Raw genomic sequence first — 12,156 nt, forward strand, 5'->3', positions numbered from 1 at the left:
TCGGCGTGCGGGCCCCGTGCACCCGGGGCGGCCCGGCGCGCGGGCTCGCGCACCCGGAGCCGCTCGGCGTGCGGGCCCCGCGCGGTGCCCGCATCGTGGAGGCATGGCGACCAACGAGAGTTACCTCAGCGGGTTCCGGGTCAACCGCTCGCTGCTGACCGGCGGCGCGATGCTCACGGGCATCGGCGCGGCGCTCGGCGCGGCCGGGGTGGCAATGGTGTGCGTGGCGCTGGCCACCGCGGGCCGTGACTGGGTGCGCAGCCGGGAGACCCCGCCCACCGCCCTGGCCCAACGGGCGATGCACGAGGCCCGGGTGGCCTCCGCCGCCGGCTGGCAGGCCTGGCGCACCGAGCACGGCTCGCCGAACTGACGTTCACCCGTCCGGCGCAGCCGCCGCACCGGCGCCGGACGGGGTGCGGCGGGCCGCCATGGGGGTGCGGCCCGCCGCAGTCGTGGATCCGCCGCCGGCCTACAGGCCGAGCGACTTGGCGATGATGCTGCGCATGACCTCGCTGGTGCCGCCGTAGATCCGGAAGACCCGGTTGTCGGTGTAGAGCCGGGCGATCGGGTACTCCAGGATGTAGCCGTAACCGCCGTGCAGCTGGAGGCACTTGTCGATGACGGTGGACGCCGACTCGGTGCAGAACAGCTTCGCGGCGGCCGCGTCGGCGACGGTCAGCTCGCCCTGCTGGTAGAGCTCCAGTGCGCGGTCCACCATCGACTGCTGCGCCACCACCTGGGCCTCGCAGTCCGCCAGGGTGAACTTGGTGTTCTGGAACTCGGCGACGGCCTTGCCGAACACCTTGCGGTCCTTGACGTACTGCACCGCGAACCGCACCGCCGCCGCGGCCGCCGCGTAGGCGCCGACCGCGATCGCGAGCCGCTCCTGCACGAGGTTGTGGGTCAGGTAGGCGAAGGCCCTGCCCTCCTCGCCGAGCAGGTTCTCCACCGGCACCTTGACGTCGCTGAACGCCAGCTCGGCGGTGTCCGACGTGCGCAGGCCGATCTTCTGCAGCTTGCGGCCGACGGTGTAGCCCTCGGAGTCCGTGTCCACGCAGAGGATGGAGAGCCCGGCCCGGCGGTTCTCCGGGTCGTACGGGGAGGTGCGGCAGATGACCAGGACGAGGTCGGCCAGCACGCCGCCGGTGATGAAGGTCTTGGCGCCGTTGAGGACGTAGTGGGTGCCGTCCTCGGACAGGCGCGCGTGGGTGGTGATGCCCGCGAGGTCGGAGCCGGCGCCGGGCTCGGTCATCGCGATCGCCGTCATGATGTCGCCCGAGACGAAGCCGGGCAGCCACCGCTGCTTCTGCTCCTCGGTGGCGTACTCCAGCAGGTACGGCAGCACGAGCCCGGTGTGCACCCCGGACGAGCCGAAGCTGACGCCCGCGCGGGCGACCTCCTCGGCGACCACCGCCTGGTACTTGAAACCGCTCTCGCCGGCGCCGCCGTACTCCTCCGGCACCTCGATGCCGTAGACGCCGAGCGCGCCGAGCTGCCGGTAGAAGTCGCGCGGGGGGTGGCCGTCGGCCTCCCAGCTCTCGTAGACCGGGACGACCTCGTTGGCGATGAAGTCCCGGATGGTCTCCCGGAAGGCCTCGTGGTCCTCGGTGAACACGGTGCGGCGCACGCGGGCGCTCCCTTCGGTGGTGCCGGTCGCGGCTGAAGGTGCAGCTGAAGGTGCCAGGTGTTGCCTGGTGATGGCCTCACAAGTTAATCCCGGGTAGCTTCGGCTGTCCAGGGTCGGCGCGGCGCCGGACGCCCGGTGGCCGTTGGGCGAGGGCCATGACAAGTGAATCCTTGCTAGCCTTCCCTCGGCGTTCCGGCCGGGCGCCGTGGCGACCGGGCAGGCAGCGGCGGGACTGCGGGAGGGGCGGCAGCATGGTGGTCCGACGGCCCCCGGGGCGGCGCGCCCAGATCCTCGCGGTGGCGGCCGACCGCTTCCACCGCAGCGGCTACCACCAGGTCTCGATGACCGAGGTCGCCGCCGGCGTCGGCATCACCGCGCCCGCCCTCTACCGGCACTTCCGCGGCAAGCCCGAACTCCTCGACCGCGCCGTCCGGCTCGGCCTGGACGCGCTCGCCGACGGGCTGCGCGCCGCCGGCGCCACCGCCGGTCTGGGCGCCGCACTGGCCGCCGTCGCCGTCGGGCACCGGCCGCTCGGCACCCTCGTGCAGCGCGACGCCCGGCTGCTGCCGCCGGCCCGGCGGGCGGCCCTGCGCCGCGAACTGCGGGCGGACGTGGCCGCCATGACCGCCGTCCTGCGCGCCGAGCGCCCGGAACTGCCGGAGCCGGACGTCGAGTTGCTCTGCTGGTCGGCACTCTCGGCCTGCGCCGGGCTCTCCTACCAGTCGGCGGCGCCGCAGCCCCGGCGGGCCGAGGCGGTGCTGCGCGAGGTGGTCGCGGCCGTCCTCGCGGTGGCCTTCGACGGCGCCGGTTCCGGGAGCGGGGAAGGCGCCGCGCCCGCCGCCGTCCCCGGGCGGCAGCCCCGGCGGGAGGAACTGCTCGCGGCGGCCGTCCGGCTGTTCCACGAGCGCGGCTTCGACAACGTCAGCACCGACCAGCTCGGCGCCGCCGTCGGCATCTCGGGCCCCAGCGTCTACCGGCACTTCGACAGCAAGGCGCAGCTGCTCGCCGCCTCGCTGGTCCGCAGCCGCGAGCGCCTGTGGCACGAGGTGGAGGGCGCGATCTCGGCCGCGGCCGGGCCGGAGGAGGCGCTGGCGGCCGGCCTGGCGGCGTACGTCGGCTTCGCGCGGCGCAACGGCGACTACCTGGGCGCGATGCTCAGCGAGACGGAACGGCTGGCCCCGCCCGACCGCCGGGTCGCGGTGGACTTCCGCCGGGACTTCCTGCGGACCTGGGTCGGCCTGCTGCGCCGGGTGCGGCCGGAGTACGACGCGGCCGAGGCCAGGATCCGCGTCCACGCGCTGTTCGCCCTGGTCAACGACGGGGTCCGGAACCGCCCGCACAGCGCCCGCCCGGACCTCGGCGACTGCCTCCTGCGGCTGGCCCGGGCCGTCCTCGGCGTGTCCTGAGCGCCGTCTCCCGAAGGGGGCGGGGAAAGGGGCCGGGCCGGCCGCCCGCCCCGCGCTGGTGGGGCGGGCAGCCGGCCCGTGTGGGGCCAGGCTGCGCCGAGGGCAGTGGACGCGGCCTGGGGCGGGTCTGTCGGCTCAGGCCAGGTGCCGCGACGCCAGGGCACGCACCTCGCCGCGTTGTCGTCGGTCGCCGATGTCCCCCAGCCTGACGGCCGGGAGGTGCCCCCACCGCATGGACTCCCTCCTCCGCCTTGCGATGCACGCACCCTGACGCCGCGGCCCTCCGACCCGAGCCGAAAGACCCGCCCTAGTAGAGGACGTGCGGGTAGTACACGCGGGTGTCCAGGTTGCCGTTGCCCTGCAGGGCGCCGATGTTGCCGCCGTTGCCGGTCGCGGCGAGGCCGTTGTTCTGGTTGCTCGCGCCCGAACCGGTGGCCGTCTGCTGGGTGCTGACCACGTTCCCGTGGACGTTGCCGATGATGTTGTTCGAGCCGGTGTTGCTCACGACGCTGCTGTTGGAGTGCTGGTCCGCGCCGGCGGCGTTGTCGGCGTGCGCGGTGGCGGCACCGACGCCGACGAGGACGAAGGCACCGAGGGCGGTGACGGCGGCGGCTGCACGAATACGGGACACGCTGGTCTCCCTGAGCTGGACTTGCGAAATGTGGCGCGATCCGGAGTGGCCGCTCCGTGGCGCCGTTGCCTGACGTCGCGTGATCAGCATTCACCAGGGGAGCGGGCGAACTCCACCAAATGGGTGGTAATTCCCCCGATGGTGTCATCGTGCGGGAATTTCCGGTGGGTCGGCGGGCCCGTACGTCTCCGGTCAAGTATTCCTGTGCGGTGGAGAGTTGGTGGAGGGGTCGAATGGGGTCGACAACACCCGCCGGTCAACACGGAGTTGACCAGGCACCGTCAGAGAGAAAGAAATGGTCGCCGGATAGTCGCACTGGCACACTGGGTTCCCATGTCTGAAGGTCTCCCGCCCGACCACGCCCCGGCCGAGGATCTGCGTACGACCGAGGTCGACCTCGGCGGCCTGGTGAACGTCCTCGCCACGCACCTCTACTCCACCCCGCTGGTCGCCCTGCGCGAACTCGTCCAGAACGCCCACGACTCGCACACCCGCCGCCTCCTGGAGGACCCGGACGGCGCCCACCGCCGGCTGATCCGGGTGCGCGGCGACGCCGTCCGCCGCACGGTCGCCGTCGAGGACACCGGAGCCGGCCTCACCGAGCCGGAGATCCACGCCTACCTCGCCACCGTCGGCACCGGCTACACCCGGATGCTGCGCGAACTCACCGGCGACCAGGACCTGATCGGCGCCTTCGGCCTCGGCTTCCTGTCCGCCTTCTCGGTGGCCGACGAGGTCGTCGTCACCACCACCTCCCACCGCGAACCCGGCCTCGGCCACCGCTACCGCAGCCGCGGCGGCCAGCAGTACCTCGTCGAGCCGGTGCCCGCCCGGCCGCAGCCCGGCACGGTCGTCGAGCTGACGCTCAAGGCCGAACACGCCCACCTCGCCGACGAGGACGCCCTGCGCGAGGTGCTCTCCCGGTACTGCGTGCTGCTGCCGATCCCGGTCCTCGTCGGCGACGACGAGGAGCCCGTCAACGCCGTCGACGTGCCCTGGCGCCGCCCCTCCGCCGGGGATCCGCACGAGGCCCGGATGCGCTTCGCCGCCGCCTTCGGCCGCCACTTCGAGCCGCTCACCGCCTTCCCGGTCGAGCCGGTCGACGGCGGCACCGACGCGATCGGCCTCCTGTGGGTCCAGGACGGCGGCACCTACGGCAGCAGCGACAACCGCGACCTCGCCGTCTACCTGCGCGGCATGCTGCTCGCCGACGACGCCCGCGACCTCCTGCCCGGCTGGGCCGGGTTCATCGGCGGCGTCGTCGAGTCCAGCCGCCTCACCCCCACCGCCAGCCGCGAGGACCTCCAGCGCGACGAGCACTACCGCGCGCTCCAGCGGACCCTCACCGACGCCATCGTCGACGGCCTGTACGAGACCGCCCGGCTGCGGCCCGCCGCCTGGCGCCGCATCCTCACCCGGCACGGCCAGGACCTCCTCGGCGCCGCGCTCTGCGACGACCGGCTGTTCACGCTGCTCGCCGACGACGTCCCGGTGCCCACCTCCCAGGGCGACCTGACCGCGGGCGCCCTGCGCGCCGCCGGAGGGGGCGCGGTGCACGTCGCGCTCGGCAGCGGCGGGGGCTTCGAGGAGATGCTCTACCGGGCGATGCGGGTGCCGATCGCCCGCGGCGAGCGGTACGCCGTCCTGCCGTTCCTGCGCCGCTACGCCCAGCTGCGCGGCTGCCGGCTGGTCGAGCTCGGCAGCGAGCAGGGCGACCGCTCGCTGTTCCGCGACCCGGAGCGCCCGCTGCCCGCCGAGGAGGCGGCCTGGCTGGCCGGCGCGCTGGCCGACCCGGGCGAGCAGCTGGTACCGGCCCGCTTCGACCCGCCCGGCCTGCCGCTGGTCCTGGTGCCGGACCGCGAGGCCGAGCTGAAGGCCCGGATCGAGGACGACCGGGCCGACGCCCGCATCCCGTCCGCCGCGCTGCGGCTCGCCCGGGCCTTCACCGCCCGCACCGACGGCGAGGTCCGGGCCCGGCTCTACCTCAACCTGTCCTGCCCGGCCGTGCGGGACCTGCTCGACGCGTACCGCTGCGGGCACACCGGCAGCGCCACCGCGGCCTCGCTGCTCCGCTCGCTCAAGGTGATCATGGCGGCGGCCGGGCCCACCGGCTCCTCCGGCGGCGACCTCACCGCCGCGCTCGCCGGCGTCGGCACCGCCGTCTCCGCCCTGACCGCCGCCGTCCCGGCCGGCCCGGCGGACATACCGGACAGCCCCGGAGCGCTGTCCGGCGACGCGTGACGGACCGGCCGGCCGACCGACCGCCGACCGGCCGGGTGTCAGTGGCGCCCGGCAGACTCTTCATCAGCACGACGCAGGGGGACGAGGCATGACGACCGACATCTGGGCCTGGGTGCACGAGACCCACCGGCAGCTGGCCGACGCGGGTCAGCACCGCCTGGCCGAGGCCATCTACGCGCTGCCCGGCCACGCCAACGAGGGCCGCAACGACGAGCTCGACGCCGTCTTCCCGGAGGCGCTGGCCGCCGCCCGGGCGCTCGGCCTGCCCTGGGTCGAGGTCTACCTGCGGCACTGGCGGATGCAGAACCTGCTGAACAAGCGCCACCACGGCGAGCGGGCCCTGCCCGAGGTGGTCGACCTGCTGGAGTTCGCCCACCGCGAGGAGACGGCCGGCTGCCCGCAGTCCGTCTGCGTGGTGCAGGACTTCGCGATCTGCCACGCCCGGGTGGACGGACCGGGCTACGCCTCCGAGCGGCTCGCCGTGCTCGGCGAGACGCTGGAGCGGATCGAGCCCGCCCGCTCGTGCTTCGACTGCCTCTCGCGCGAGTACTCCGACGCGCTGGAGGACGACGGCCGCGGCGAGGAGGCCCTGGCCCACCTCGACGCCGCCGGCGCCCGGATGCTGGCGGCCGGCCAGCGGCTCTCGCTGGAGTACCACCACTCCCGGGTCGGCACCCTGCTCCGGCTCGGCCGGTGCGAGGAGGTCCTCGGCCTGCTCGACACCGCCGAGCGCGCCGAGCGCACCGCCGGGCGCTCCCTGGGCGAGAACGACCGGCTCTGGGGCGCCCTGCTGCGGGCCCGCGCGCTCGCCACGCTCGGCCGCACCGACGAGGCCCTCGCGCTGCTGCCCGCCCGCGACGACGCCGAGCGCCACGCCGACCTGCGCGAGCACTGGACCAGGACGGTCGAGCTGCTGACCGCCGCCGGCGCCTGGGAGAACGACGCCGAACTCGGGGCCGTCCTGGCCGGCTGGGTCGGCCACCTCGACGGCACCGGCGCCCACCGCCCGTGCGTCGACCTGCTCCTGGCGGCGGGTCGGCTCGCCGTCGCCCGCGGCGCCCGGACGGTGGCCCGCACGCTCGCCGCGACGGGCGAGCGCAAGCTCACCGATCTGCGCCGCACCGACGGCGTGGCCGCGCAGGTGGCCGGGCTGCGGGCCGCCGCCGAGGCGCTGCCGGAGCCCGAGCTGCCCGTCCCGCCGGGGGAGCTGACGGCACACCTCGCCGAGACGGGCGTGCCCCACGAGACCGGCGCCGACCTGCTCTCCGTCGCCCTGGACCGGTACCGGGGTGAGCAGGCCGGCGCCACCGCCCTCGCGGCCGAACTGGCCGCCGTGCTCGGTCGGCTCGGCCACGCCCGGGCCGCCGCCGACCTGCTGTGGGAGCGGCTGGACGCCGACCCGGCCGACGCCGTCCTGCCCGGCCTGCTCGGCGCCGTACTGATCGACGCCGGGGACGGCGAGGGCGTGCGCCGCCTCGCCGACCGGCTGGCCGCGACCAGCCCGGCCGACGGGCACTGGGTGCGCGCCCGCTGGGCCGCCGCCGAGGCCCGCTGGGCCGAGGTGGTCGAGCACTGCGCGGCGATCCTGGCCGAGCACCCGGACCGGATCAACACCCGCCGCCTCGCCGCCGGCGCCGCCACCGAACTGGGCGACCACGCGACCGCGCAGCGGCTGTACGAGGAGCTCCTGGAGCACGCGCTGCCGGTCGAGGGCACTCCCGAGGAGGAGCTGCACCGCACCGTCCAGCAGCCCGACCTCTGGCACCTGATCACCGCGGCCACCGCCAACCGGGACTGGGCCGCCGTCCGCTCCACCGGCGCACTGCTCGGCATCGACTTCGACGAGCCCGAGGGCCCGGTGGAGGAGGAGTGGCAGCTGGTCACCGTCCGCACCACCCGGACCAACGGCTCCACCGCCGACCTCCCCGCCCTGCGCACCGGCCCGGCCACCGCCCGGGTCCTCCCGGTCCTCGGCGACGACCTGACGCTCAACCACGGCGACGTCGTCGTCTTCGCCCCGGCCCTGCTGGAGCCCCCGCCGGGGGACGAGGCCCCCGAGGCCGAGCGGGTGCGGTGGCGGCCGGCGTTCGAGATGCTGACGCTGCTCGACCCGGCGGGGTACACGACCTACTGGATCGACGGCGGCTGGCCCGGCGACGAGGCCTGGCACGCCCTGCGGGACGGCCTGGGCGAGGCCGGCTACGCGGTGTGGGCGTACAGCGGGGAGCAGTACAGCATCACCGACCCGGCCGAGGAGGACGGCATGCTGCCCGGCGTCTACGCGGCCCTCGGCGTGCCGCCGACGGCCTCCGCCGCCGAGGCCGACGCCCTGCTCCACCGCCTCACCGCCGCCTGGCCCCACCCCCTGGCCTGGCCCGCCCTGGCCGAGGCGGCGGGCGCCGACGTGGCCCACCACGAGGACATCGTCGAACGCTACGGCCTCTGACCGGCCCCCGAAGCCCCGGGGAACCTTCTCCACCCGGATCGAGTCTTGGTCATTGCTTTACCATTCCATTGCCAAGACTCGATCCCCAGGAGAGCCCCCGTGACCAGCATCGCCCTCGGCCCGTCCTGGCTCGATCCGACCAGCCTGATCTCCGCCTTCGGCCTCATCGGCATCCTCGTCATCGTCTTCGCCGAGTCCGGCCTGCTGATCGGCTTCTTCCTGCCGGGCGACTCCCTGCTGTTCACCACCGGCCTGCTGGTGGCCGGCGGCACCTACCTGCACCAGCCGCTCTGGCTGGTCTGCGCCCTGATCGTGGCCGCCGCCGTCGCGGGGGACCAGGTCGGCTACCTGTTCGGCCGCAAGGTGGGGCCGGGCCTGTTCCGCCGCCCCGACTCCCGGCTGTTCAAGCAGGAGAACGTCGAGAAGGCCGCCGCCTTCTTCGACCGGCACGGCCCCAAGGCGATCGTGCTGGCCCGCTTCGTGCCCATCGTCCGCACCTTCACCCCGATCGTGGCCGGGGTGAGCAGGATGAACTACCGCACGTTCGTGGTCTTCAACGTGGTCGGCGGCGTGCTCTGGGGCGCCGGTGTCACCGTCCTCGGGTACTTCCTCGGCCGGATCCCCTTCGTCCGGGACAACATCGAGGCGATCCTGGTCGGGATCGTGCTGCTCTCGGTGATCCCGGTGGCGGTCGAACTGCTCCGGGCCCGCCGTTCCGGAGCGTCCGCCGGCACCGGCCACCGCGCCGGGTAGGAGCCTGCCGCGCAGGTCACCCGCCGCGACGTACATGTGCGTCCAGCTGTTCGATCAGGCAAGGTGTAACCGGAGATCGATCGGTGGCCCGGTGCCACCAGGGGTGGCGAGGAGCGGAAGTGCCGAAGCGGGGCCGACCGGGCGGGGGCAAGCGGGCGAGGGGAGGCCGGGCGGCCCGCCAGGCGCGGCGCACGCCGCCGGTCCAGCCGGTCCACCCCTCCGACGCGCCGCCCACCGAGGGCCTGCTCGGCCACCCGGCCCCGGTCGTCGAGCCGACCACCGTCGTGCCGCTCGTCCCGCCCGTCCCCGAGACCAGGGGCCTGCTGACCCCGGAGCCCGTGGCTCCGCAGCCGCAGCTCTCGCCGTCACTGGCCCTGCCCTCGCGGTCGTCCGCCGCCCGGCAGGAGGACACGACCCCGGACGCCGGGTCGACCACCTCGACCGCCTCGACCACCTCGACCACCTCGACGTCCTCGACGTCCTCGACGTCCTCGACGTCCTCGACGTCCTCGACCGCCTCCGCCCCGGCCGAAGCGCGCCCGCGCCGCCGCTCGGTCGCCGAGGATACCCTGACGCCCGAGGAGTGGCGGGCCGCCGGCTACACCCCGCCCACCGGCATCCCCGTCCCGGAGCTGACCCCCGGCGCGCCCGGCGAGGCGCCCTGGCCGGACCGGATGCGCACGCTCCTGCGCACCCCGATGTCCGAGCGCCCCGCCTTCGAGCGGACGGCCCGTGAGCTGCACCCCTCGGCGGCCCGGAACGTCCCCCGCATCCTCGACCTGACGCTGCGCATCGGCGAGCTGCTGCTGGCGAGCGGCGAGGCCGCCGAGGACGTCGAGGCGGCGATGCTCGGCATCGCGCACGCCTACCGGCTGGACCACTGCGAGCCGCAGGTGACCTTCACCCTGATCGGCATCTCGCACCAGCCCTCGCTGGTCGAGCCGCCGATCACCGCGGACCGCGTGGTGCGCCGCCGCACCTCCGACTACACCCGGCTGAACGCGGTGTACGAGCTGGTCGCGGACATCACGGCGGAGCAGGTGACGGTCAACGACGCCTACCGCCGGCTCGCCGAGATCCGGCGCAACCGGCACCCGTACCCGGCCTGGCTGCTCGCCCTGACCACCGGTCTGCTGGCCGGCGCGGCGACGTTCCTGGTCGGCGGGCGGGTCGACGACAAGGGGTGGCTGGTCTTCGCGAGCGCGTTCATCGCGGCCGTGCTCGGCGACCGGCTGGCCTCCGGGCTGGCCCGGCGCCGGCTGCCGGAGTTCTACCAGTTCGTCGCCGCGGCGATGCCGGCCGCCGCCTCCGGGATCATCCTGTCCTTTAACGACTGGGGCCTGCGCGGCTCGGTCGTGATCACCGGCGGCCTGTTCGCGCTGCTGCCCGGGCGGGCGCTGGTCGCCGCCGTCCAGGACGGCCTGACCGGCTTCTACATCACCGCCGCCGCCCGCCTCCTCGAAGTGATCTACCTGGTCGCGGGCATCGTGATCGGCGTGATGCTGATCCTCTACCTGGGCGTCGGCTTCGAGGCGAGGCTGCGGCCGGACGAGAGCCTGGTGGGGATCAGCTACCCGCCGGTCCAGATGGTGGCGGCGCTCGTGCTGACCCTCGCGTTCGCGATGCTGCTGCAGACCGACCGCCGCACCCTCGCCCTCGTGACGGTGAACAGCGGCATCGGCTGGGCGAGCTACGGCGTGCTGGTCTACAACGGCGGCGTCTCCCCGATAGTGGCCACCGGCGTCGCGGCCGGTCTGGTGGGTCTCTTCGGCCAGCTGATGGCGCGTTACCGCAGCGGCTCGGCGCTGCCGTACGTGACGGCGGCGATCGGCCCGCTGATGCCGGGTTCGGCGCTCTACCTCGGGATGCTGGCCTTCGCCCAGGGGCACTCCAGCGCCGGGCTGGTGTCGATCACCCGGGCCGCCGCGATCGCGATGGCGCTGGCCATCGGGGTCAACCTCGGTGGCGAGATCGCCCGGCTGTTCATGAAGCTGCCCGTCGGCGCCGAGCGTCCCTCGCTGTACCCGGTCGTGCCCCGCCGGGCCGCCAAGCGCACCCGGGGCTTCTGACCGGCCGTTGGACGGGGTGTTGGGCCGGAGTCGGGCTCCGGGCCACGTCACGGCGGGCAGGACGCAGGACCAGGAACGAAGGTAAGACCCATGACGACACTGCTGGACAGCTACCGCGAGCACATCGTCGCCGCGCACAAACAACCGCTGTTCCTGCTGCTGGTCGGGTTCATCACCTCCTTCGTGTTCATCCGGTTCAGCGTGCGGATGATCCGCGCCCAGGTCAGGTGGTGGCCCGGCAACGTCACGCCCGGCGGCCTGCACATCCACCACATGGTGTTCGGCCTGGGCTTTCTGCTGGTCGGGGGGATCGGGGTGTTCGCCACCTACGGCGGTCACCCGTGGATCGACGTGTTCGGGCTGCTCTTCGGCATCGGCTGCGGTCTGGTGCTGGACGAGTTCGCGCTGATCCTGCACCTGGACGACGTGTACTGGGGGGAGCAGGGCCGCAAGTCGGTGGACGCGGTGATCTTCGGGATCCTGTTCACCGCCCTGCTGCTGGTCGGCTACGTGCCGCTCGGCGTGGTGCCCGGTCAGGAGACCAGGTGGGGGCTGATCACGGTGATCTCGGTCAACGCCCTGGCCTCGGTGATCACGCTGATCAAGGGCAAGCTGTGGACCGGCCTGCTCGGCATCATGGTCCCCGGCCTCTCCTGGATCGGCGCGATCCGGCTGGCCCGGCCGAGCAGCCCGTGGGCCCGCTGGCGGTACGCCACGCGCCCCCGCCGCAGGGCGCGGGCGCTCCGGCGCGAGCGACTCCTCCACCGGCGCGCGGACCGGGCCCGCACCTGGCTCTTCGACCTGATCGCCGGCGCGCCGGACAAGGTCCCCGCCAACCACCCCGCCGCCCACCGGGTGGCCGAGCGGATGGCCGCCCGGGCCACCGCCCACCTGGACGCCCACGCCGCCCGGGCGCTGGCCCGGCGGTCGGCGCGGCTCGCCGACCGCCGCTCGGCCGCCGCCCACGCCGGGGGCGCCGGCGC

Annotated in this window: 9 protein-coding genes; 7 read left to right on the forward strand and 2 right to left on the reverse strand. The window is 74.5% G+C overall.

The features are described from left to right. The first annotated feature begins 103 nt into the window (after window positions 1-103). Complete coding sequence (locus tag ACFVSN_RS37825; protein WP_380435726.1) at window positions 104-370, forward strand: hypothetical protein; 267 nt, start codon at window positions 104-106, stop codon at window positions 368-370. 99 nt (window positions 371-469) lie between these two features. Here ACFVSN_RS37825 and ACFVSN_RS37830 read toward each other — a convergent pair whose 3' ends face one another. After that, window positions 470-1,627: an acyl-CoA dehydrogenase family protein gene (locus tag ACFVSN_RS37830; RefSeq protein WP_380496732.1), complete on the reverse strand. Its 1,158-nt coding sequence runs from the start codon at window positions 1,625-1,627 to the stop codon at window positions 470-472. A 251-nt stretch (window positions 1,628-1,878) separates the two neighbouring features. Here ACFVSN_RS37830 and ACFVSN_RS37835 point away from each other — a divergent pair, with 251 nt between their 5' ends. Then, window positions 1,879-3,033, forward strand: a complete 1,155-nt coding sequence (locus ACFVSN_RS37835) for a TetR/AcrR family transcriptional regulator (protein WP_387957935.1) — start codon at window positions 1,879-1,881, stop codon at window positions 3,031-3,033. Window positions 3,034-3,340: 307 nt separating this feature from the next. Here ACFVSN_RS37835 and ACFVSN_RS37840 read toward each other — a convergent pair whose 3' ends face one another. Beyond that, window positions 3,341-3,664: a hypothetical protein gene (locus ACFVSN_RS37840; RefSeq protein WP_387957937.1), complete on the reverse strand. Its 324-nt coding sequence runs from the start codon at window positions 3,662-3,664 to the stop codon at window positions 3,341-3,343. A gap of 333 nt (window positions 3,665-3,997) precedes the next feature. On the opposite strand from ACFVSN_RS37840, the gene ACFVSN_RS37845 reads away from it, so the two are divergent. From ACFVSN_RS37845 to ACFVSN_RS37865, 5 genes are all read left to right on the forward strand, one after another. Next, on the forward strand, window positions 3,998-5,905 hold the full coding sequence (locus tag ACFVSN_RS37845) for an ATP-binding protein (protein WP_387957940.1): 1,908 nt from the start codon (window positions 3,998-4,000) through the stop codon (window positions 5,903-5,905). A gap of 88 nt (window positions 5,906-5,993) precedes the next feature. After that, window positions 5,994-8,351 (forward strand): hypothetical protein, encoded by a 2,358-nt coding sequence (locus tag ACFVSN_RS37850; protein WP_387593268.1) that lies wholly within the window; start codon window positions 5,994-5,996, stop codon window positions 8,349-8,351. A 99-nt stretch (window positions 8,352-8,450) separates the two neighbouring features. Continuing rightward, the gene (locus ACFVSN_RS37855) at window positions 8,451-9,104 is read left to right on the forward strand and encodes a DedA family protein (protein ID WP_380435738.1); all 654 of its coding nucleotides are present in this window, start codon (window positions 8,451-8,453) and stop codon (window positions 9,102-9,104) included. A gap of 119 nt (window positions 9,105-9,223) precedes the next feature. Beyond that, window positions 9,224-11,173 (forward strand): threonine/serine exporter ThrE family protein, encoded by a 1,950-nt coding sequence (locus ACFVSN_RS37860; protein WP_387957942.1) that lies wholly within the window; start codon window positions 9,224-9,226, stop codon window positions 11,171-11,173. 90 nt (window positions 11,174-11,263) lie between these two features. After that, the coding region (locus tag ACFVSN_RS37865) for a hypothetical protein (RefSeq protein ID WP_387957944.1) at window positions 11,264-12,156 on the forward strand (893 nt) is incomplete at its 3' end.

It is taken from the genome of Kitasatospora sp. NPDC057904, from assembly GCF_042887925.1.
GTDB lineage: Bacteria > Actinomycetota > Actinomycetes > Streptomycetales > Streptomycetaceae > Kitasatospora.